The organism is uncultured Psychrobacter sp., assembly GCF_947500265.1.
Taxonomy (GTDB): domain Bacteria; phylum Pseudomonadota; class Gammaproteobacteria; order Pseudomonadales; family Moraxellaceae; genus Psychrobacter.
On sequence record NZ_CANMRN010000001.1, the window covers coordinates 423,369 to 445,392 of the forward strand.

Annotated in this window: 19 protein-coding genes; 7 read left to right on the plus strand and 12 right to left on the minus strand. The window is 41.4% G+C overall.

The features are described from left to right. Nucleotides 1-33: 33 nt before the first annotated feature. From tviB to Q0788_RS01790, 5 genes are all read right to left on the minus strand, one after another. Nucleotides 34-1,311 (minus strand): Vi polysaccharide biosynthesis UDP-N-acetylglucosamine C-6 dehydrogenase TviB, encoded by a 1,278-nt coding sequence (tviB, locus tag Q0788_RS01770; protein ID WP_298807462.1) that lies wholly within the window; start codon nucleotides 1,309-1,311, stop codon nucleotides 34-36. 134 nt (nucleotides 1,312-1,445) lie between these two features. Then, the gene (locus Q0788_RS01775; protein WP_298807464.1) at nucleotides 1,446-3,677 is read right to left on the minus strand and encodes a polysaccharide biosynthesis tyrosine autokinase; all 2,232 of its coding nucleotides are present in this window, start codon (nucleotides 3,675-3,677) and stop codon (nucleotides 1,446-1,448) included. A gap of 13 nt (nucleotides 3,678-3,690) precedes the next feature. Continuing rightward, nucleotides 3,691-4,134 carry a low molecular weight phosphotyrosine protein phosphatase gene (locus Q0788_RS01780; protein ID WP_298807466.1) on the minus strand — a complete coding sequence of 148 codons (444 nt, stop codon included), beginning with the start codon at nucleotides 4,132-4,134 and terminating at the stop codon, nucleotides 3,691-3,693. Between the two features lie 14 nt (nucleotides 4,135-4,148). Further along, a complete protein-coding gene (locus tag Q0788_RS01785; protein ID WP_298807467.1) occupies nucleotides 4,149-5,237 on the minus strand; it encodes a polysaccharide biosynthesis/export family protein in 1,089 nt (362 codons plus the stop codon). Nucleotides 5,238-6,038: 801 nt separating this feature from the next. After that, a complete protein-coding gene (locus tag Q0788_RS01790; protein ID WP_102078489.1) occupies nucleotides 6,039-6,572 on the minus strand; it encodes a DUF2058 domain-containing protein in 534 nt (177 codons plus the stop codon). 363 nt (nucleotides 6,573-6,935) lie between these two features. On the opposite strand from Q0788_RS01790, the gene Q0788_RS01795 reads away from it, so the two are divergent. Beyond that, complete coding sequence (locus Q0788_RS01795; RefSeq protein ID WP_298807468.1) at nucleotides 6,936-7,799, plus strand: universal stress protein; 864 nt, start codon at nucleotides 6,936-6,938, stop codon at nucleotides 7,797-7,799. A 92-nt stretch (nucleotides 7,800-7,891) separates the two neighbouring features. Beyond that, on the plus strand, nucleotides 7,892-8,575 hold the full coding sequence (locus tag Q0788_RS01800; RefSeq protein WP_298807470.1) for a cupin domain-containing protein: 684 nt from the start codon (nucleotides 7,892-7,894) through the stop codon (nucleotides 8,573-8,575). A gap of 145 nt (nucleotides 8,576-8,720) precedes the next feature. On the opposite strand, the gene Q0788_RS01805 is transcribed toward Q0788_RS01800, so the two are convergent. The 5 genes from Q0788_RS01805 to Q0788_RS01825 form a co-directional block, all read right to left on the minus strand. Then, nucleotides 8,721-9,689, minus strand: a complete 969-nt coding sequence (locus Q0788_RS01805) for an acyltransferase (protein WP_298807471.1) — start codon at nucleotides 9,687-9,689, stop codon at nucleotides 8,721-8,723. 518 nt (nucleotides 9,690-10,207) lie between these two features. After that, nucleotides 10,208-10,750, minus strand: coding sequence for a redoxin domain-containing protein (locus Q0788_RS01810; protein ID WP_057760581.1), 543 nt, complete (start codon nucleotides 10,748-10,750; stop codon nucleotides 10,208-10,210). Between the two features lie 187 nt (nucleotides 10,751-10,937). After that, nucleotides 10,938-11,825 (minus strand): glutathione-dependent disulfide-bond oxidoreductase, encoded by an 888-nt coding sequence (gene yghU, locus Q0788_RS01815; protein ID WP_298807473.1) that lies wholly within the window; start codon nucleotides 11,823-11,825, stop codon nucleotides 10,938-10,940. 70 nt (nucleotides 11,826-11,895) lie between these two features. Then, nucleotides 11,896-12,549, minus strand: coding sequence for a DsbA family oxidoreductase (locus Q0788_RS01820; RefSeq protein WP_298807475.1), 654 nt, complete (start codon nucleotides 12,547-12,549; stop codon nucleotides 11,896-11,898). A 110-nt stretch (nucleotides 12,550-12,659) separates the two neighbouring features. After that, a complete protein-coding gene (locus Q0788_RS01825) occupies nucleotides 12,660-13,214 on the minus strand; it encodes a carboxymuconolactone decarboxylase family protein (RefSeq protein WP_191113760.1) in 555 nt (184 codons plus the stop codon). A gap of 607 nt (nucleotides 13,215-13,821) precedes the next feature. Here Q0788_RS01825 and Q0788_RS01830 point away from each other — a divergent pair. Both Q0788_RS01830 and Q0788_RS01835 read left to right on the plus strand, forming a co-directional pair. Further along, nucleotides 13,822-14,502, plus strand: a complete 681-nt coding sequence (locus Q0788_RS01830; RefSeq protein WP_298807478.1) for a glutathione S-transferase N-terminal domain-containing protein — start codon at nucleotides 13,822-13,824, stop codon at nucleotides 14,500-14,502. 122 nt (nucleotides 14,503-14,624) lie between these two features. Further along, entirely contained in the window at nucleotides 14,625-15,209 is a 585-nt protein-coding gene (locus Q0788_RS01835; RefSeq protein WP_179799686.1) for a TetR/AcrR family transcriptional regulator, read from the plus strand. 126 nt (nucleotides 15,210-15,335) lie between these two features. Here the strand turns inward: Q0788_RS01835 and Q0788_RS01840 are convergent, their stop codons facing one another. Further along, nucleotides 15,336-16,253, minus strand: a complete 918-nt coding sequence (locus Q0788_RS01840; protein ID WP_179799687.1) for a haloalkane dehalogenase — start codon at nucleotides 16,251-16,253, stop codon at nucleotides 15,336-15,338. A gap of 262 nt (nucleotides 16,254-16,515) precedes the next feature. Further along, nucleotides 16,516-17,859, minus strand: coding sequence for a siderophore-interacting protein (locus Q0788_RS01845; protein WP_298807479.1), 1,344 nt, complete (start codon nucleotides 17,857-17,859; stop codon nucleotides 16,516-16,518). Nucleotides 17,860-18,052: 193 nt separating this feature from the next. Between Q0788_RS01845 and Q0788_RS01850 the strand changes: the two genes are divergently transcribed. The 3 genes from Q0788_RS01850 to fhuB all read left to right on the plus strand — a co-directional run bounded on the left by Q0788_RS01850 (nucleotide 18,053) and on the right by fhuB (nucleotide 22,022). Next, nucleotides 18,053-18,817 carry an ABC transporter ATP-binding protein gene (locus Q0788_RS01850; RefSeq protein ID WP_101205244.1) on the plus strand — a complete coding sequence of 255 codons (765 nt, stop codon included), beginning with the start codon at nucleotides 18,053-18,055 and terminating at the stop codon, nucleotides 18,815-18,817. A 113-nt stretch (nucleotides 18,818-18,930) separates the two neighbouring features. Continuing rightward, nucleotides 18,931-19,842, plus strand: a complete 912-nt coding sequence (locus tag Q0788_RS01855) for an ABC transporter substrate-binding protein (RefSeq protein ID WP_298807480.1) — start codon at nucleotides 18,931-18,933, stop codon at nucleotides 19,840-19,842. After that, nucleotides 19,839-22,022 (plus strand): Fe(3+)-hydroxamate ABC transporter permease FhuB, encoded by a 2,184-nt coding sequence (fhuB, locus tag Q0788_RS01860; protein WP_298807482.1) that lies wholly within the window; start codon nucleotides 19,839-19,841, stop codon nucleotides 22,020-22,022. The genes Q0788_RS01855 and fhuB overlap by 4 nt, the downstream gene beginning before the upstream one ends. Nucleotides 22,023-22,024 lie beyond the last annotated feature (2 nt).

The window sequence follows — 22,024 nt, forward strand, 5'->3', positions numbered from 1 at the left end:
ACTATTTACGGCTCTTATTTATGATTAACCAGCTTACAAACGGATATCAGTCTCATCTGTAGCAAATACATATTTAAGATCGTATAGCACATGATTATCTTTACCTAGAGCGCGAATACGGTCTACACCCATCTGGACAAACTGATGATGGGCAACAGCTAATATAATGCCATCATACTGATTGGCGATAGGCTCACTAACTGGAATAATATGGTATTCACGCTGGGCTTCGTGGTTGTCTACCCAAGGGTCGTAGATATCGACGTCGATATTATACTCTTGTAGCTCATGAACGATATCAATGACCTTAGTATTGCGAACATCCGGGCAGTTTTCTTTGAAGCTAAGTCCTAATATGAGCACTTTTGCGCCTTCAACTTGGATTCGCTTTTTAATCATTGTTTTGACCAGCTGCGTTACCACATACTCACCCATACTGTCATTTAAGCGGCGACCAGCCAATATAATCTCAGGGTTGTAGCCTATGGCTTGAGCTTTATGGGTTAGGTAGTAAGGGTCAACACCGATACAGTGACCACCGACTAGGCCAGGGCGAAAGGGTAAAAAGTTCCACTTAGTACCGGCAGCGGTCAATACAGCTTCAGTATCGATATTCATCTTATTAAAGATAACAGCCAGCTCATTAATCAAGGCGATATTGACATCTCGTTGCGTATTTTCGATGACTTTTGCCGCTTCTGCTACTTTGATACTCGGAGCTTTATGCGTACCTGCGGTAATGATTAAGTTATATACCTCATCGACAAAATCGGCTACCTCTGGCGTAGAGCCTGCGGTGACCTTCAAGATATTAGTCACTCGATGCTCTTTGTCGCCTGGGTTGATACGCTCAGGGCTATACCCTGCAAAAAAGTCCTGATTGAAGGTAAGTCCAGAGATATTCTCTAGTACAGGAATACACACTTCCTCAGTCGCACCAGGGTATACCGTAGACTCGTAGACTACGATATCATCTTTGTTAAGTAAGCCACCTATAGCTGTAGATGCTTTCACTAATGGAGTAAGGTCTGGTTGCTTATACGCATCGATAGGGGTTGGTACTGTTACAATATAAAAGTTACAGTCTTGCAGCTCAGTGATGTCTGAGCTAAAGCTCAAATGCGCGGCTTGGGCCAACTCTTCCTTGCTAACTTCTAACGTATGATCTACACCCGATATCAGGTCAGAAATACGATTACTATTAATATCAAAACCTATTGTAGTAACTTTTCTACCAAACTCGACTGCAAGTGGTAAGCCAACGTAGCCAAGACCGATAATGGCTATTTTAATATCATTAATATTTATCATAGTACCTTTTTAAATCATATTGTTTTGAGTGACAGTCTTCTAAGCAGCATGTTTTTACCTGATGCCTATTTAAATAGAAGGCTACTGGTTTTAAATAGAAAGCTACTGGTTAAAACTTATAATCAGTGTGGTAATTATTTATTATTACCATAAGCGTAGCTATAGTGATAACTGTATTTATTCATCACACCTTGTTGTACATCGTTCATAATAATTCCATCAACACGCACATGATCTTTAGTCAACTGGCCTATTGCATAGACTAGCTGTCTCTCTAGTGAATGATCATATCTAGTCACCATCAATAGTTTATCAGCATACTCTGACAAGATAATAGCATCTGATGCCGCTAGTGTCGGTGGAGAGTCGATTATAATATAATCGTAATGCTGATTTAGATTTGACATCAGATCACTCAACCTTTTACTAGCGAGGAGAGTGGTTGGCTGTGTTGGAAGTTGACCTCTAGGTATAAAATCAATATTGTCCATGCTAGTAGGCTGCACGAAGTTAGCAAGTCTATCACTTGTTTGCTCTGTATTATCTTTATTTGACAAATAATCAGCTAAACCGAAGTCCCCTTCTATATTAAAGGTTCTATGCAGCTCACCCATACGCATGTCAGCATCTATAATCAAAACCTTTTTATCAAGTTGTGCAAATACTTCTGATAAATTGGCAGATATAAATGATTTCCCAACACCAGGGCTTTCGCCTGAAATGAGTATAACTTTAGCTCGTTTGCCCGTTTTCCCTTGTTCAGGCATACCAAACATGAGATGAGTTCGTAAGCTTTTTATAGCCTCATAACTCAAGCTGTTACGATCAGCATAAGCCAGTAAACGATTAGGTGCTTTTTTGTTTTTAGCTAGTCTTGTCAGTAAAGGAGAACGTGGAATAGTGGCAATCACAGGCACACCAGTTTTAGATTCCAAACGATCTGGATCCTTAACCGTATTCCTAAGCAAGCTTCTAAGGAATACTACCATGACCCCTAGTAAAATACCCGACAGTATTGAGAGCATTATAATTCGCTGCTTCTTCGGTGCAATAGTGCGATAAGTACTAATAGGCATGTCGACAATACGTGCAAAACCTATCTGGCCTGCTTTTACGATTTTTAACTGCTCATAGTTTTTGAGCATAGTGAGATAAATCTCTCTATTGATCTCCGTATCTGCAGATAATTTCAAAAACTCTCTTTGGGTTCCAGGAAGCTTTGCAATATCATTTTTAATTTCTTGCTTTCTATTATTAAGAACTTTAAGTTGATCATTTATTTGAAGAACTAATGGATGCTCTTCAGTATAGTAAGTGGTTAAGTCTGCTTTCTTTAGTTTCAGTTCATTAATCTGTGAGTCAATTTGAGAGTTTTCTGCTACTAGTAGACCAGACTCTTGACTAATATCAATACTACCAGACCTTTCGCGGAAATCATTAAATATAGCTTCAGACGCTTCTAGCTTTTGCTTAAGTAATGGTATTTGTGTTTCCATAAAGCTAAGTGTCTTAGTCGTTTCTTCAGATCCACGAGATTTATTTTTAGCAATATAAGAATCAATAATTTTTTTAAGTATCAAGGTGATTTGTTCTTGGTTTGAACCAATCATAGATAGTTGAATGATACCAGTTTTACTGCCGAGTTCTGCGACTGTCAGAGCACCACTTATGGCGTCTGTTGTATTCTGAAGGGACTGCTTAGCGATAGTTATAGGGTGGTTATCATCAGGTAAATCATTAACAGTGATTTGAATAATACCATCTGTACCTCTGAAATAGTTTACCTTATTTAATTGGCCTTTAAAGTCATCAAAACCATTACTAAGCGTAAAGCTATTATCAGTATCAGATTTGAGTAAGGTAAAAGACTTATCTAAGTAAGCTTGTGAGACATCGAACTGACTAATCTTTACCTGCCCATCAGCAGTTTTCAGCTCTACACCTTCTACCGTATTCACTTGAGTATGAGTTTGATTACTTTTTATCCTGTCTAAAGAGTTTATCGAAGGATCACTCAAGCGAATACTCAAATGAAGCAAGTCGACTACTGGCTTCAATATCATACGCGACTTAATTAATAACGCCTCTGTTTGAGCTGGACTTACCTCATTTGAAACGAGGTCAGAGATATTTGTACCGAGTGCCGAAACACCTTGTGATGCAGTATCGATCTGAACGAGAGCATCTGATTTATAAGTAGGATTTTCATATCTGCTATATAGTACTCCTATGATTAACCCTAATACTGCAAAAAAAAGCAAGGTTTTCCAGCCTCGTAGCACAACGAAAACTAAAGCTAGTAAGTCGATATCATTACTATCTTTTTCGGCAGTAGACTTTGATAAGTTGTTTGAATCTGTATTCATAAGTATTCACTATTTAACTAATTTTATTAAACCATGGACTCAAACTGTCAATAATATCTTGTTTGGCAGCCTCAAATGCTAACTTGTCATGTCCATAGGGGTCAGCAATATCTTTATCAATCCAGTAGCCGATTCTGAATGTCTTTCCACGACAGTGTGGCCACTTATCTTCAACCCATTTGCTTTGACTGGTTGACATAGTCAAGATCAAATCTGCTTTCACTGTTAACTCTTCATTAATTTGCTTGGCAATGTGTTTGTTCATGCTTGAATTAATTACGGGATTAAATGCGGACATCGCATTTAGAGCTTTTGAGTCAGCCCCATGCCCCACAACAGCTGATAAACCTGCTGAATCAATATGTTTATTTGGATATTTATCTATCAAAAGAGCCGCAGCTATTGGGCTACGGCATATATTCCCCACACAAAGTACTAAAATATTATTAAATTCCATAATGCTGACGCCTTTTATAAACCTGAAACAGATCTAATTGCCGATGAGGAAGGCAGTAAAGAGCTGATAACACGATTCCAGCGAGTCAAGCCAGTAGGATCAACGTAGACAATATCATTAGGAAGCATTTCAAAACGATTAGCCAAAGAGAAGCTCGTAATTGATCGCATATCGACATAGTAGATATTGGTCATCGGGTAATTAGTATTGTCACGAACAACATATACTTTAGCTGCATCCGCAGTGTTAGAGTTCAGACCATTGGACTCACCTAATACTTGCGCTAAACTTATGCCTTGCTCCTGTATAGGGACAGGTTCTACTTTGCCAAACTCACCTAAGACATATATCTTATTACGGCTCTGACTATTTACATGAATTGAATCACCGTCTTTTATGTATATTTGATTGGCTGATGACCCCATTTCTTGTAATGTTTGTAAACCGATATTGTAGCTAACGCCGTTACGATTTAATACTATGCTGTTAGAGTCACCAGTTGGCGTTGCTCCGCCCGCCATAGAAATAGCGCTATATAAAGAAACAGGTGTATCTGCAATGCTAAATTGACCAGGCTTACTTACTTCACCGTCAATAAAAAATTTGTTGCCAAGATAATCAGTAACTTTTACTTGCGGGTCTGGATATTTAAGATAACGCTGTAATTGGCTACTTAGATTTGCAGTAAATTGTGGCACACTCATGCCACTGGCTTTAATACGCCCTATTAATGGAAACTGAATGAATCCTTGCTGATCAACCGGGTAGCCTGTAGACCCTGCAGCAGTAATATCAGGATATCCGACCAAGGTAATACTTAAGACATCTGCTTGAGCTATACGATAGTCTGATCGGCTAGAGCTTCTAATTAATTGTGATAGATTATTATCAGGGCGACTTATAATCTGTTTAGAAGGTAAGTTTGCTAAACTGAGTGGCTGAATATCAAACTGAATACCATTATCCGCTTGGAAGACACCACTAGGAGGTAAGTCGCCAGCTTGCAGACCAGTGTTTATGCTCGTGCAACCTGTAGTTGACCCGATAATAAATGTTAAGGCAACAGTAATAGACAGTGATTGCCGAGTTTTCGAAAGAATCATGACAATTTTTACCTTGATTAAATAGTGATGCAACGAACATTTGAATTTTTAAAATTAAAAGTCAGCAGTCTAGCACACTAAGCTATCTATTTAGTAGTTTAGTGTATGTTAAATATTTACATAGTTACTATCTATCAAAAGGGACATTAAATACATTTTTTCTAGAAGTTAAATAGAAAGGATGGTTAATTCTAATATTATACATATCTTTGCAAATAACTCTAACGTATATAACACAGTGCTTTGAGGTAGAGGAGCCTAATTATTACCTAATATTGTGTCGAATTATTTGATAGAAGTTATTGTTAATAATATGGTCTTTATATACTAAAATATTCTTTCTAAGTAAGTCTATCTCGTCGTAAAGACTTACTAATAATGAAAATCTGATGTTGCTCACGACAATCAAGGTTAAAGTTAAACTCTAGCAAAAATTATACTTAACACTATCTATTTTAGGCTTATCTATAAGGGCTATTTAGACTTAGTACTTAATAATTATCTAGAATATTTACACTTATACTAGGGCGTGTCTTCAATTCACCCGATAGTCATCTAAATGGGCTAAAAATGGCTAAATCTTGCCAAACAGCGTCAAATAGCTGGTTAATATCCCGATATTATCTGCGCTATTTTTCTTGTTTGACGGCAATTTATCTCATTTTTATCACCATTTTTGAAATGAAGACACGCCCTAGAGTTAAAAATAGATAATGAGAAAATATTTTTAATATATTGTAAGCTAAAACAGTCCAAAATTTAATGTATTTTTGATGGATATTAACTGGACTAAGTGTTTACCTACCACATCAAGTCATCTGGAATCACATAAGCGGCATACGGATCGTCTTCTGCCAATGCTTCTTCAGCAGTGTCATTCGACACAACCATAAAGCCTTCCATTTTTGAATCAATTCGATCAGCCAATGGGCGAGGTAATAGCGCGTAGCTCTCTTCCAAACGTGCGATGACTACGTGACCAGCCACGATTTGATCGTAGAGTTTCTGAGTGATAGCGATTTTCTTTACTTTGGACTCATCGACAAACTGATAGCTGACCTCACCTTCTGTCTCAGTAATTTGATGCTGCTTAATCATTTGCACGATATTGGCCTTTAATGCTTTCTCTTCCAATACGCGCTGTTTCTCTTGATTAAGCTTTTGATCCTTTTCTAGCTTTTGAGCTTGCGCCTCTGCCAACGCTTTTTTTGCTTCGACGCTTTCTGAGTCACCAGTACGCTTGGCATGTTGCGTTTGCTTGCTGATTTTTTTGGCCTTTTTGCTATCAACCAATCCAGCCTTTAATAATTGAGCCTGTAGGGCATTTTTTGCCATAATCCAATCACCTAAATAACGATACCGAAATCATAAATGCTAAAAAATACATTGTAGCAAACTTTGCTAGCACATGTGGTCAGACGATGATAAGACTTTATATATAGCTAGGTATCAGCCTGCGGTGAGCCATGCACAATGCTGTCGGTAACAAATTGCAATTATTGCAAAAGGGTCGCACACATCGCTGGATGAAGCCGTGTAAATTGGTTATTATCAAATGAAGGGGCAAATTTGCTTTATAAGAGGATTTCTGCAAGGTAACTGTTGTGAAGTAAGTAAAATATACCCTACCCAGAGAGCATAGCTTGGTCAGGACTAACAAGCTGTATAGGATTAAATAATTAAATTTAAGGACAGATTATGACAACATCACAGCACATTTTAGCCTGTATTGACGGCTCGGCAGTGACTGAATCGGTTTGTGACTATGCAGCGTGGTATGCCAGTAAACTAAACGTACCTGTTGGATTACTGCATGTCAGTGACATACCAGCATCGACCAGACGGGATTTATCAGGTGCTATAGGCATAAATAGCCGTCAGTTTTTGTTAGAAGAGTTGTCCCAGTTGGATGAGCAAAGAGCAAAAGTCGTCAACAGCTATAGCAATGCGTTGGTACAAGATGCAAAAAGCCATATTCAAAGCAGTTTCGCTGATGTCAATGTTCGCGTTTATCAACGCCACGGCAAACTGCTTCCTAGCATTGAGCACTTCAAAGAAGAAAATCGTGCGATTGTGATGGGACGACGCGGAGAAGATCATAAGAACAGTCGGATCAATATTGGTAGTCAGATTGAGACGGTCGCTCGTGGGTCAGATATTCCCATATTGATTTGCTCAGAAAAATTTGAAGAGCCAAGCTCCTATATGATTGCCTTTGATGGTAGTAAAACTTCTATTAAAGCGGCACGAATGGTGTCAAAAAGTTCATTATTAAAAGGTCTAAAAGGTCACATCGTAATGGTGGGCAATCATAACGACGCCGCCAAGCAAAGTATGAGCGCCGCCGCCGCACAGTTAGAAGATGCTGGGTTTGTCGTTGAAGCACATCACTTATCTGCTTCTGATGCGGTAGATGGGTTGCTAAAATTTCAGGTAGAGAACAATGTCGACATTATGGTGGTGGGTGCGTACGGACATTCGAAATGGCAGCAATTGTTTCTCGGTAGTACAACGACAGAAATTATCGCTAGCACGTTATCACCGGTCATTCTAGTGCGGTAATAACGTCATATATTTGTGTTTATCGTCTAGGGCGTGTCCTCAGTTTTATATTGTGGGTACGCCCTAATCATTTAATACCTTTGGAATACTTTATGCTAATTAATGCAGATTTTTCACAACGCGCTTCATTAATCCCTGAAGCACATCAATGGATTAAGTCACCACAAAATGGTGTGGAGCGTGTGATGCTTGATCGTGTGGGTGCGGAGAAGGCTCGCGCTACCAGTCTTGTGCGTTACGCGCCAAACTCTTACTTTCCGCATCATCTACATCCAGGCGGCGAAGAGATTTTAGTATTATCAGGCACTTTTTCTGCAGATGACACTCATTATCCAGCAGGTTGGTATCTACGTAATCCGCCGACTTCAGGCCATAAGCCTTATAGTGACGAAGGTGCTGTCATTTTCGTCAAGTTGCGGCAAATGTCGTCTGACGAAACGCAGCACGTGGCTATCAACACTTATGACGATGCTAATTGGCAACAACAAGGTAGTCGTACTGTCTGCCCGCTTTTTTCCGATGGGGTAGAGCACGTTAGTCTACAGCGTATCGATGCAGGCGAGTTATTATTCACTGAGACAGTTCATAGCGGTGCAGAAATATTAGTTATAGCAGGCAAGCTAATAGAAGGTGAGCAGGTATATCAGCAGGATAGTTGGATACGCCTACCGATAGATGCAAATGTACAAATAAAGGCAGGAGCAGAGGGCGCAACAATATATCTAAAAACTGGACATGTTAATCATGTCATTGGTTTGGAGGTTGAAGAAATTTAAATAATGCTTATTAATTATATAGACAAAATATAAAAATAATTTGGTACTTCTAGTTCTTAATCATGACGTACCAAATTATCTGTATTAGAACTTACTACACTATGAAAAACTCTTATCTATATATGAGTATCTTTAGGTAAAAGTATCAAAGATCACTTGTTTTGATAGCATCTTTGCTCTCAAAGTCAGCCAGCATATCCGTGATCAGCTGATCCTTTTGATGCCATATTTGCTCTACCCATTCAAACATCTTTGCTTTTATAGCCTCATCTGTTTCATAGCCGCCGTTTTTGATCGCCGTAAACAGGTCTTTGGGTATCTCAATATGTCGTACATCGACACCTAAACGCTTGATATTGCCTTTCCATAGATCACTATAAGTGGGAACACCGTCAGGGTAGACAATCGTCATGTCCAAAATCCCATCAATCTCTTCCCCTAATGCACTCATAGCCAGTGATAACCCGCCAGCGCGTGGCTTAAGTAAATGCGTATATGGGGATTTTTGTTTATCATGTTTACTAGGAGTGAAGCGAGTTCCTTCTAGATAGTTCAATAGTGTAAAAGGCTTGTCTTTAAGCAATGCACACGCTCGTTTCGCTTCTTCGATATCCTTACCCTTTAGAGCAGGGTTTTTAGCGATGGCTTCTTTTGAATGTCGACGCATCATAGGAAAGTCGAGAAAGTAGAAAGCTTGACCAATGACAGGGATGTATATGAGCTCAAACTTGGTAAAAAAGCGCGTCAATGGCAAACGTTTTTCGCTGATATATTGCACGATACTGGTATCAACCCATGATTGATGATTGCTCACCAGTAGATACTTACCGTTGGTATGCACATCATCAGGCAGATTAATGCGCCAATCTTTGCGCGGTAATACGTTATCGATCAATGCATTGTTGCTATTGATCCAATAGTTCGTCACATCGATAACGGCTTTGTCAGCGATGGCAGCACCGGTGATAGCCTTGGTAGCACCCATGACCCAGACAGGTAGACCAGCTAACATACTATTGAAAGTGATAACGCTGGTTGCTGTCGTCAGTGAGGCAGCTTTGCCCAGTTTTGGAGCGCGTTCATGTAGTTTTTGAACGATTGATTTCAATCGCATATCGAATCCTTTTACTCATGCCTATGATGAGATATTGATAATGTTGCTGCATGATTTTAGCAGAAATCAATCTCAGTGTACGAGTGTTAACAACAAATAATAAACAGCATTGATAAATCAAAATGTACAATCGTATTGAGATTTAGCCGAAACGAGAGACAAATCAAACCATAAAAACAGTCTGTTTTATCTATAAAAATAAACCGATAAAAAAAGAAATACAGATTACTTAAAGGGTAAGTGTCTATGGTGATATTTCGAGCTCAAATATAGCCCTTATATGCTGGCTAGTCTATGAGTTTCGTCTAGAACCTCTTTTTATAGATTAACAGTACTACTCACACATTAGTACTGAGCAAAGATTAATGAAGTTAAATATTTTGATAGCAGTTAAGTTATCAATAAACAAAAAAAAGGGCATATCAAGAATTATCTCGATACGCCCGCTATAATCTAACCAATGAAATTTGACTAGCTAAATAATCGAGTGAATCAACACTCTATATCTACTATATCAATTAGCCGTGCATACCACGGATAGGGTAATTGTTTTCTGGGTTTCTAACAAAAGCCAAACCGTTTGCCAAGGCTTCAAGATCTGGTCTAGAGAACGGTGCGTTTGAGATATCAACAATATGCACTTTTCCTTCAGCATTGATAACGAACACAGCAGGCTCAGCGAAAGGATGGTCGGTTTCTTTCTCTGAACGTGGGTCAGAGATATATAGACCTAGCGTATTCATCTGTTCGATAGTCAGACCATAAGCCATAGGGAAGCTAACATCTATTTGATCTAGATGACCTTCTAACTGCTCTTTGCTGTCTGCAGATACTGCGATGATATCGACACCGACGTCATAGAAAGATTGTTTTACTGTCTCTAAAGTATTTAGGTACTTTGTGCAAATTGGGCAATGCTTACCACGGTATACAACGACCAGTTTCCAGTCATGACCGTTTTCAGGTTTGCCTAACGAAGTCATTTCACTGTTTAATACTTGTACTTCCATTTTAGGAAACGTAGTACCGGCTTGAATTTTTTGAGCATAATCTGTTGACATAGTTCTTATCCTTTTTAATAATATTTTTATGGTTAGTTGGTATTTAACAGCCTTACATTAGCAGTCTTAAGTGCAAAAGTATTGGATGTTTACAGTAGTCCCAAGTAGTAATAGGAAAAGTTAACATTACCTTTAAAATCAATTAATAAGACTACTTAAGTAAGCTAGTAAGTCATAGACAAAGCGTCTATTTTTTTGCTTCTTCAGTTGTCTGAGCGTCTAGTTTATCTTGAGTTTTTAGCTCAAAATCTGAGGCGTCATGACGTTCGTGTAATTGCTCAGCAGGTTCACCCCAAGTGCGATTTACCTTGCGACCACGTTGCACAGCAGGACGCTCTAAAATCTCAGTTGCCCAGCGACGCACATTTGGATAGCTCTCAACTTGTAGGAACTCTCCTGCATTATATGCTTCGCCTAGTATTAGATTGCCATACCAAGGCCAAGTGGCGATATCTGCAATCGTATACTCATCGCCACCTAGATAGCGATTTTCTGCAAGCTCTCGTTCTAGTACATCTAATTGGCGTTTTACTTCCATCGTGAATCGATTGATAGGGTACTCAAACTTTTCTGGTGCATAAAAGTAAAAATGCCCAAAACCACCGCCCAAGTAAGGAGCAGAGCCTTGCAACCAGAAGAGCCAATTCATCACTTCAGTACGTGCTGCTGCATCTTTAGGCAGTAGTTTTCCGAATTTTTCGGCAAGATAAAACAAAATAGCGCCACTCTCAAACACACGACTACCAGTCTCTGTATCCAAAAGCACAGGGATTTTTGAGTTTGGATTTAGCTCAACGAAACCTGATGAGAACTGTCCACCTTCACCAATTTGAATCAGGTGCGCGTCGTACTCAGCTTCTGTCTCACCCAACGCCAATAATTCTTCGACCATAATGGTAACTTTTTGGCCATTAGGGGTGCCCATTGAGTAGATTTGCAACGGATGTTTGCCGCGAGGTAGATCTGCTTCATGCGTTGGGCCAGCGATAGGGCGGTTGACGCTTGCCCACTTACCGCCGCTTTCTGCATCCCATGTCCAGATGCTAGGTGGCTCGTAATGATTGGAGTTTGACATAATGATGATACCTTTTTATATACTGTGCTCAATAGAGGGTAATTGGTAAATCAGATCCAGTTTATTGTTTTTATTCTGGCATGTCTGCTAGTTGCTTTAAGATGTTTTTGTAGTTTTCTATACCTTGTGCGCCGCTCACCAGATGACGACCATTAAAGATAACGGATGGTACGCTTTGAACACCTTGCTGCTTTGAATGCTGTACGGCTTCACGTATCACATTGGCAAAGCGTTGATCTGTGATAACGGCGAGTGCTTCATTACGATCTAGTCCAATATCTGCTGCGACATCTGCCAGTACGGTACTGTCAGCCACGTTTTTATTATCAACGAAATGCGCAACGAACAATGCTTGTTTTAGGTCGTGCATACGTCCTTGCTGATCAGCCCAATGCAGCAATTGATGCGCATTAAAAGTATTGTAAGTACGAAACTCGTCGGTAAACTGAAAATTAAATCCAGCTTCTGCACCTGCTGCTGTCATTCTAGCTCGGTTCTCTTTAACGTCCTCAGCAGTCGTACCGTACTTCTCCATAATATGCTCACGATAGTTTCGTCCTCCGTGCGGCGTATTAGGATTTAATTCAAATGGGTGCCAATGAATCTCGTGCGGCGTGTTGGTTTGCTTTAATGCCTTGGCCAGTTGACTATAGCCGATAGCGCACCAAGGGCATACAACGTCTGACACGATGTCTATTCGTAAAGGGTTTTTTGCCTGTTCCATAGGATCTCTCATTAGCGATAAATTAAAATGAAAAACTGCTGCCCGAAGATGTTTCGAACAACAGTATGAAAACATCAAATGGACTGTGTCAGCGTTAGCCGAAAAACGTATTAGTCAGCTTTGTGCCATTCAAATTTCTGGAATGGTTTGTCGACTGGTGTGTTAGCTAGGTGATTCGTGTAGTTGCTCATGACTTTTTGAGCAGCACCAAGGATAACTTCAAGAATCTGACGCTTAGTGTAACCAGCATCTAAAAACGCTTGAACCGCGCTGTCATCAACGTTACCACGATTACGGACTACAGATAGTGTGAAGGTACGCAATGCTTCCAGTTTTTCAGTTGGTAGTGGCGTTTCATCACGTAATGCATCAGTGATAGCATCATCTACTTTCATGCTCTTAGCAATACCAGTATGCGCAGGCACACAGTAATGGCAAGCATGTTCAACGTTGATAGTCTGCCATACCACAGTGGTTTCTTCATCATCAAAGCTGCTGTCTAAAAACAGTTGATGTAGCTTTTGATAGCCCTCTAGCAAGCCAGGCGCTTCAGCCATCACAGCATGTAAATTAGGTACCATGCCAAATGCTTTGATAGAAGAATCCAGTAAGTCTTTGCTTTCTGCTGGGGCTGTGTCTTTATCGTGTAGAGTAAATTCGGTCATAATATAATTCCTAATAATAGGTTTGAGATTTAGTGTGTTTTAGAGTTTTCATGCCCGCTTCAAAGTAGTCACTGATTTACATTTAATTATTGGCTTGAGTAGTTACTCAAAATTAGCAACTTTGCTTAGTAAGCGAGTCAATAGAGACTACTATAAATGATATTGAGCAATCGCTCAATAATTATTTGAGTAATCGTTCAAGTAAATTGTAATGGCTCAATTACATTCCTCTGCGTAATTAATACTACTCTATTAATATCAATATCTTAAGAAGGTAACACTGTGTAAGTAGTAAGAAAAAACAACGATAAAAATATTTTTTAACTTTAGTGGCTCTGTAGTACGAACAAGACTTATCGAAATGGAGCTGATCGACTTCATCCATTGCATGTAGAGAAAATAGTATTGATATGATGCTTATTATATCAATATATAACATTACTTGAACGACCGTTCATTTGTGGTTATAGTGTATATCAGACAATAAAAATGTGCTTCAAATTTCGACGTCTATTTTTGTTATCTCATTACAGCTTTTATAGTCATTAGTATAGTCACTAGATTTGATAGTCATCAGACGACTGTCTTCATATAATAGGATAAAGTTATGCTTAAATTTTATTTTCACCAAACGCCAAACCCAATGAAAGTAGCATTGTTTCTTGAAGAAACTGGGCTGCCTTATGAGCTTGTGGCAGTAGATACGCTAAAAGGTGAGCAGCATACGCCTGAGTACCGCGCTATCAACCCAAACGGCAAAACCCCAGCGCTCGAAGATGATGGCAAACGTGTATTCGACTCTACTGCTATCTTGATGTACTTGTCCGAAAAGACAGGACAATTGGCAGGCAAGCCAGAAGACCGTAGCGAGATGCTGTCATGGCTCATGTTTATTGCATCAGGACTGGGTCCTTTTTCTGGTCAATCGGTGCACTTTAGACACAAAGCGCCAGAAAAAATCGCTTATGCCATCAATCGCTATCTTCGTGAAGCTGAGCGTCATTACGAAGTCCTAGACACCCACCTGCAAGATCGCGAATATTTCGTTGGGGATGAATACACAATTGCGGATATCTCTGCATGGGGCTGGATTGATAAGGCAGCGGTCGTACTAGGTGATGCAGGATTGGATAATTATCCTAATCTAAAGCGTTGGTTTGCAAATATTGATGCCCGTCCTGCGGTACAAAAAGCCCGCGATATCCCTAAAGGTATTGATTTTAAGACTGACTTTGATGATGTTGCAGCACGCGCACTTTATCCACAAAACTTTGATAAAAACAGTTAATCGAAGCAAAGGCGGTCAATAAGCCTTATAATATAAAAAGTGATTAAAACCAAGAACTAAGGTTGATTCTACAAACTTTGCCTTAAAATAGGTTTTAAGGCAAAGCTATTAAGGTGAAAATTATGAGTGCTCCGATAAAATTCAATCGTGAGGATGTGATCGAAAAAGCCAAAAATCTCTACTGGGAAAAAGGCTATCACGCAACGTCGATGCGCAACCTACAAGATGTCGTCAACATGCATCCTGGCAGTATCTATGCAGCTTTTGGTAGCAAGGACAAGCTGTTTATAGAGTCATTAAATCGTTATGCAGCAGAAGGCGCAAAAAGGCTGGCCAATTGCATGGCACAAAAGGATACGGTGCTTGGTGGACTACGGCATTTTATTCACACTGTGATCGTGTGTAATAAGGCAACAGCACCAAGTGGTATGTGTATGATCGTAAAAACGGTCGCTGAACTGACTCAAAATGACAGTCCAGAGCTACTGGCACACGCGACAGGAATTTTAGAAGGGATAGAGGCTTCATTTGCTACTTGGTTTGAGCAAGCTATTGAGAGCGGTGAAATCAGTGCACAAAAAGACGCGACTGAACTGGCACGCTATCTTCAGATTCAGATCATAGGTCTGAGGACGTATGCGCAGGTCACTAATGATAATGATGCGGTAGAGAAATATATCGATGATATTTTCAAAAATATCGTATAGCAAGGTTGTGTAAAAAGCAGATTTTTTAGTTATGACAGCTCGCGAATTTTGTCGTTGACCAATCATCATAGTATTACTAAAAACCCTGATTGCTAGTACATTAGCGATCAGGGTTTTTGTTATCTATTACTGTGCTTTTGGATTGTCATTGATGAACTTCAGCAGAAGCTCAGCCAACGTTTCGCCTTGGTCTTCTTGCAGGAAATGACCGCCATTGACAATAGTCGTATGATTTTGGCCTTTGGTACCAGGAATTAGCTTTTGCATGATGCGATCGCCGCCACCAGTTACAGGGTCAGAATCACTAAATAGTGTAATAAATGGCTTGCTCCATTTGCTTAGCACGACCCAAGCTGCTCGGTTGTTTTCTGAAGCAGGATCATCTGGTGTCGTGGGCACTAGGATAGGAAACTGTCTAGCACCTTCTTTATAGGACTCATCAGGGAAGGGTGCATCGTAAGCATCCAGTACAGCTTGAGACAATGTCGTTGTGGTACCGCTTTTGATGGTGCCTGCTACATTGAACTGCGGCGTCTCCTGAGAGAATTTCTGCCACTTGCGAAAGCCTTCGCCCGGATCGTGATCCCCAGTCGGTAGCATCGTGTTGCCTGCTGCGACGCGATCGAATTTATCAGGATGCGCTGCTACTAAACGTAGACCGATTAAGCCGCCCCAATCTTGACAAAACAGTGTGATATTTTTTAAATCTAATTGATCAAGTACCGATTGCATCCAATCGACATGGCGCTGATAAGTGTAGTCAGTACGTGATGCAGGTTTGTCTGAACGTCCAAACCCAGGAAGGTCTGGCGCGATAACGCGGTGTCCTGCTGCTGTTAGTATTGGAATGACTTTACGATACAGATAAGACCAAGAAGGCTCACCATGTAATAACAAGATAGGGTCGGCGTCGCTTGGACCTTCATCAAGGTAGTGTACGCGTAGCTCACCACCTTCTGTATCATCAACCATCAGATAGTTCGGTTCAAAATCGTAATCTTGCAAGTTAGCAAAATACGAATCAGGCGTCCTAAGTTTTTTCATATATCATCCTTGGGTTAGAAAAATAACAGTGCATTCTGGCACAGGTGTTAGACAGTCTATTAGAAGTGAGTCTCTGGGTGCTACTCGACTATCACTGGTAATTCTAGCGATAAGTCTATCTACCTATAGTCTATATTGATTAAACGTTCAAAATGAAAACTATACCTTACAAACATTCGTTGCTGCAAACATTAATAGTGGATTCGCCAGTAGCATCCACTATATACAGGATAGGTTTTGAGTTTCATTTTATAAGGCTAAACTAATCGTGACGCCAGTAGACCTTTACCACGACATCGGTACGACTTAGCTCAAGTCGGTCTTTCAGCAATGGGCGCAATGCTTTGGCAGTATTTGCTTCTAGCGCCCCCCAAACTTTATCAATCTGTAGAGGATTATTAGTCAAATAGTCGCCCAATTTACTGTCAATTAGCGTGGCTAACTCTGCTCCTGAGTTTGGTTGATTGGTCACTATAGGCAATACGGTAAAATGATCATCCTTGCGGCTTTCAGTATCGCAATCATTATTAGTGTCACTGTCAGTATTGCTGTTGTCATTACCAATGTTATCAATGCCACTGCGCATTTTTACAGTATCAAAATAGCTTTGATCGCCTGCATCTTGCGTCACGCAAATGACCAATGGTGGTGTAGGATTGTTCCATAGCTCTAGCAGTCGTGCTGCCGTTGGCATCGAGGTCTCATCGACAATCAGTACCGCTTGACCGTTTCGTAAGTGCTCTACCTTTTCTGGAAACTCTCGTTTTGTAACGACGGTCTCGCCCGCTTGTAGTGCTGCTGCCCAGTTGCCACCTGGTGTATCTCCATGCAAAAAAACATCGACCCATGCTCGTATTCCATTATCAGCTTGCCATGCTTTTCTCAAAGTGTAATAGCAGTGAGGACGAGCAGGGCGTACGTTTTCCTTATTGCTACCATTAGTTTTATAGTCACTAGCTTTATTGCCATCAGTGCTATCAGTCATCAATGCGTCGGTCATTGCATTGTGCTCTAAATCAAACAAGTAAGCGTAACCCGCTTCGTTGGTAGGTACTGACGTCGAGCTTGTGACGCCCTTAGCATTACTTAACTGAGCGGTATTATTTAATGGCGTATCACTATTTAATGACGGCATGCTCAATTCAAGGCGCAGCATATTTTTGCTGACTCTATAACTACTTTGCACATCAAATATTTGCTTGGTCAGTTTGATTGTTTTTTTGCCTAGCTTTTTATCTGCTCTTTGTTTTAGCAAGATATATTGGGCTTGCAAATCATCAAGCTGGGAGATAGGTGCAGCAAAAGCGATAAAGAAAGTCTGGTTATGAAGCGAGTTATTTTGAGCGTCAGTTGATTGATTCTCTACGCCTTTTGGACAAGTCTGTATGGCAATACCTTCAGCATAAATATCAGTTATTTGGGCATCGACCAGATCCGATTCGGCGGTAGATAATGAGGTAAATGCACTCAAAAATCCAAGCAGTTCGTCGAGGTGCTCTTCATTAATATGAGCGACCACACTTGCTATTTCAGGATCGTTTAGAGAGGTGTATTGGCTGTTTTGGTTATCAGTGTTTTCTGTAGTAGCTAAAAGAAGGTTGGTCATATAAATACTCGCAATCAACAGAGCGTTGAAATTAAAGTGAATGAGTTTATAGTTAATGATAATTGTTTTTGTTATCATTTACGAGTAAAATCAATTTTTATTGTGGTTTGATCATCAAAAATCGGTCTATAACCGATGGCCGATAAACCATCATTTTTATGACATATTATTTTTATCAACAATGAGTGCTTATATGCTACGTGCAAACCAGCTGACTATCAGCCGTCAAGGAAATACTCTATTAGACAACGTGACTTGTGAGATTGATACCAATCAACTGGTGGCTTTGGTTGGGCATAACGGGTCTGGCAAGTCGACCTTGATCAAAGCGCTAGCAGGTGAGATGGCAAGTAGTAGCGGCAATGTCACTTTAGATGAACACAGTATCAATGACTATGGCAGTAAGGAGTTAGCGCGGCAAATGGCATACCTGCCGCAGCAATTGCCAGAAGCTGCTGGATTCACGGTGCGCGAGCTAGTCATGCTAGGGCGCTATCCTCATCAAAAATGGCTGCAAAAGCCAACTCAAATAGATAAAGACAAAGTCGCGCAAGCATTAAAAGTGACTCAAACCGAAGCGTTTGCTGATCGAATTACTGCCACGCTATCTGGTGGTGAGCGCGCTCGTGCGTGGCTCGCGATGTGTTTGGCACAGGATACCCGTTACTTATTACTCGATGAACCACTTGCTGCGCTTGATATGCATTATCAAATCGAGGTCATTCAGCTCATTCGTCGTTTGGTGGATGAGCAAGGCTTAAGCGTGGTAATTATTATCCATGATATTAATTTGGCAGCGCAATATGCCGATCGAGTCATCGCACTGAAAAATGGCCAAATATGTCACAACGGCGATATCGCCAGTACCATGCAACCTACCGTGCTACACGATATCTTTAATGTCGATATGCAGCTACTCAGTCATCCTATTACTGGACAGCCTGTCGCAGTCGCTTAACGTCTGGTTTCTGCTCCTTCTTTCTAATTTGCCTACAAAGATACGCTTCTATGCCTCCCGTTTTTTATACAGATAAATTATCGAAACTTCCAATAGTTACGTCAGTATCAGTAATGACATCACTGAAATGGTTCGCCCTCGCATTGTGCTTGGTATTGACGGCCTGTAATAGTCAGACATCCACTACCTCAGAAGCAGAAGAAAGTGATAGCGATAGGATGAATATCGTGTCTCCCGACTGGGGTAATGCAGCGACTTTGACGGCGATGGGGCATGCACCAATTGCAACAGGTGATGTCAGGGTTTGGGACAGATGGGTGGGTAGCCCCAAACTGCCAGCGTCGATCACAGACTTAGGCATACGCTATCAGCCCAACGCTGAGCTAATCGCTCAACTGCCTGTCGATATGGTCATAGATAATTATTTTTATGAGCATGCACGCAACTTATACGGCGATGTGCCTGCAGAATCTGTAATGTCTGCGGCAAAAGGAGAGACAGCAATGTGGGCTGACTATACCGAACCGACGCGGGAGCTTGGCGTACTGATCGATAACCCGAAGATGGCTGAAGACTATATTGTACAAAGTCAGAAAGACATACAGCTCGCCAGTCAGCAATTCAAGGAGCGTTATCCAAAAGCCAAGAAATTCGCAGTGGTACAGTTTGCGGATGCTAATAACATGCGTATGTATGTGGCAAACAGCTTATTTCAGCCTGCGTTAGAGCAGATGGACAGAGAGCTTGTGGTATTGGGCAAGGGCAATCAGTGGGGGTTTGTGCCAATACGAATGGGAGATTTGGCGCAACTAGATGATGAGACTTGTCTATTAATTATCGATCCACTAAGCCCAATTACTAGAGCTGAAATTGATGACAGCTTGATTTGGCAGCGCCTGGGTTATGGCAAGACCCGCTGTGTGGGCGAGCTACCACCAGTATGGATTTATGGTGGGATGTCATCATTGGTTAGCCTAGCAAATAACTTGTCAGAAGTTTCATTAAAAGGCGGGGAAGTACTATGAGCGCCAATGCAGATACTAACAACAACCAAAACAATAATATCAATAATCATACCGACAGTGCTCATACGATGACATTAGCTTCTCAAGCAGCAACAGTTCCAAAACCCTCATCAACGTTATCATCTTCGCACTCATTGAAACAGTCATCATCACCACTGAATCAGCCACCGAACCAACCCAATCCCCAAACTTCTTTATTTGCCAGTATGTCTTGGCGACTATGGACCATGCTCATCGGACTAGCGGCTTTGTCATTATGGAGTAGTTGGGCGCTGCTAGATCAACAGTGGACGCGCCCACTGAGTGACTTGCTTATACCAAGCTCGCAATTGGATATTGCCAGTATGGCGATACAGCTGCATCTATTGGCGACCAGCGTGGTGGCGTTGTTGGCTGGCGGGCTATTAGGCGTGGTCAGTATTTTACTACAGCAATTGGTAAAAAACCCACTAGCATCAGATACCACGCTAGGTGTGGGCGTGGGTGCACAGTTGGCCATGCTTATTGTCACGTTATTTTTGCCAAGCTTGGCTATTTATGGCGGACTTTATGTAGCCTTTGTAGGAGCTATCATTAGTATGGGTCTGGTATTTGCCTTATCATCACCCAGTCGATTTAATCCATTGATTTTAATATTGGCCGGTTTGGTGGTCAATATTTTGCTGGCCGCAGTAGCCAATGTACTGGTGTTGTTTTTTGCTGAGCGTAGTAATGGCATGCTGTCGTGGGCGGCTGGGTTTTTGGCACAAAACAGCTGGCATACCAGTATCGCGTTAGTTATCACTGCTATTTTGATGGCGGTCGTATGTCTACCATTATTGAAACCATTAACGCTGATGAGTCTAGATGACACGCAGGCAAAACGTCTGGGTGTACCTATTAATGGGATTCGCGCACTTGTTGTGTTGATTGTGGCAATTGTGACTGCTTTAGTGATTAGTGAAGTTGGCTTGATTGGATTCATTGGTCTTGGTGCGGCAAGTTTGGTCAATGCGCTAGGTATTTCTGCTATTGGTAAGCGTTTGGCTACTGCTTTTGGGTTGGGGGCGCTGCTGTTGTTGTTGACCAGTAATGTCGCGTTACTGCTTGAGCCGTTACTTGATATGCAGATTCCAGCTGGTGCCATGACAGGTATCTTGGGTGCACCGCTGATTATTTGGCTGATTTTGCGTCAGCGTCGCGAGCGGATAGAGACAGTGACACCGATGCTTGCAGGTAAGCATACATCCATTGCCTTTTGGCGATGGGGCGTTGGCGTGCTCGCTATTATCATGTTTGCCTGTTTATTTGTACAAGATATCAATGGTTGGGGGTTAAGTACGGACTGGGCGCTTACGCAGCAGTACCGCTTACCTCGCAGTTTGAGCGCTGCGGCCACAGGCTTGATGTTGGCGGTCGCCGGTGTGCTACTGCAAACTTTAACGCGTAACCCCATGGCCAGTCCTGAGGTGCTGGGGGTCAGTTCAGGCGCGGCACTTGGGGTTATTTTAGGGTTTTTATTACTGCCAAGTTTAGGACTATCTGCAGGAGCAGGAACGTTGCTGGTTTCAGGACTGTCAGGGGCGATGGCCGTGCTGCTATTGATTATTTGGCTAGCACGCAGGGTCAGCTCAGGTTATTTATTATTGGTAGGTATAGGCATTGCCGCCATGATGGATGGGGTGATGCATATGGTCAAGCTCTCAGGAGATCCGCGTCTAGAAGCGATGCTCAGCTGGCTTTCAGGGACGACTTATAGCGCTCAGCCTAGTACAGTATGGTATCTCATTGGCATTGCCGCTATCTTATTTGTACTCAGTCTATTGCTGATTAAGCCTTTGCGAGTTCTTGGGCTAGGTACAGGTGTGGCGCGTAATTTGGGTGTGGCGGTTACGCCAGTGACTTTGTCGTTATTGGCATTAGTAGCAGCACTTAGTACGGCCAGCACGCTTGCCGTTGGCCCATTGAGCTTTATTGGTTTGATGGTGCCGCATTTGGCTACTTCACTGGGAGCTGTGAAGCTTGAACGACAATTGCCACTAGCTGCACTTTTAGGGGCAGGGGTAATGGTGATAGCGGATTGGATTGGCCGTTATGTTGTTTTCCCTTATGAGCTGCCAGCTGGTACGATTGCTGCCATTATCGGTGGTGGCTACTTCTTATGGCTCATTCGTAAGGTACCAGCCTCAGCAAAAAGGTAGCT

Excerpts from the sequence above, each read along its gene's own strand:
- tviB (WP_298807462.1), bottom strand. The coding sequence starts at position 1,311 with ATGATAAATATTAATGATATTAAAATAGCCATTATCGGTCTTGGCTAC.
- Q0788_RS01775 (WP_298807464.1), bottom strand. The coding sequence starts at position 3,677 with ATGAATACAGATTCAAACAACTTATCAAAGTCTACTGCCGAAAAAGAT.
- Q0788_RS01780 (WP_298807466.1), bottom strand. The coding sequence starts at position 4,134 with ATGGAATTTAATAATATTTTAGTACTTTGTGTGGGGAATATATGCCGT.
- Q0788_RS01785 (WP_298807467.1), bottom strand. The coding sequence starts at position 5,237 with ATGATTCTTTCGAAAACTCGGCAATCACTGTCTATTACTGTTGCCTTA.
- Q0788_RS01790 (WP_102078489.1), bottom strand. The coding sequence starts at position 6,572 with ATGGCAAAAAATGCCCTACAGGCTCAATTATTAAAGGCTGGATTGGTT.
- Q0788_RS01795 (WP_298807468.1), top strand. The coding sequence starts at position 6,936 with ATGACAACATCACAGCACATTTTAGCCTGTATTGACGGCTCGGCAGTG.
- Q0788_RS01800 (WP_298807470.1), top strand. The coding sequence starts at position 7,892 with ATGCTAATTAATGCAGATTTTTCACAACGCGCTTCATTAATCCCTGAA.
- Q0788_RS01805 (WP_298807471.1), bottom strand. The coding sequence starts at position 9,689 with ATGCGATTGAAATCAATCGTTCAAAAACTACATGAACGCGCTCCAAAA.
- Q0788_RS01810 (WP_057760581.1), bottom strand. The coding sequence starts at position 10,750 with ATGTCAACAGATTATGCTCAAAAAATTCAAGCCGGTACTACGTTTCCT.
- yghU (WP_298807473.1), bottom strand. The coding sequence starts at position 11,825 with ATGTCAAACTCCAATCATTACGAGCCACCTAGCATCTGGACATGGGAT.
- Q0788_RS01820 (WP_298807475.1), bottom strand. The coding sequence starts at position 12,549 with ATGGAACAGGCAAAAAACCCTTTACGAATAGACATCGTGTCAGACGTT.
- Q0788_RS01825 (WP_191113760.1), bottom strand. The coding sequence starts at position 13,214 with ATGACCGAATTTACTCTACACGATAAAGACACAGCCCCAGCAGAAAGC.
- Q0788_RS01830 (WP_298807478.1), top strand. The coding sequence starts at position 13,822 with ATGCTTAAATTTTATTTTCACCAAACGCCAAACCCAATGAAAGTAGCA.
- Q0788_RS01835 (WP_179799686.1), top strand. The coding sequence starts at position 14,625 with ATGAGTGCTCCGATAAAATTCAATCGTGAGGATGTGATCGAAAAAGCC.
- Q0788_RS01840 (WP_179799687.1), bottom strand. The coding sequence starts at position 16,253 with ATGAAAAAACTTAGGACGCCTGATTCGTATTTTGCTAACTTGCAAGAT.
- Q0788_RS01845 (WP_298807479.1), bottom strand. The coding sequence starts at position 17,859 with ATGACCAACCTTCTTTTAGCTACTACAGAAAACACTGATAACCAAAAC.
- Q0788_RS01850 (WP_101205244.1), top strand. The coding sequence starts at position 18,053 with ATGCTACGTGCAAACCAGCTGACTATCAGCCGTCAAGGAAATACTCTA.
- Q0788_RS01855 (WP_298807480.1), top strand. The coding sequence starts at position 18,931 with ATGACATCACTGAAATGGTTCGCCCTCGCATTGTGCTTGGTATTGACG.
- fhuB (WP_298807482.1), top strand. The coding sequence starts at position 19,839 with ATGAGCGCCAATGCAGATACTAACAACAACCAAAACAATAATATCAAT.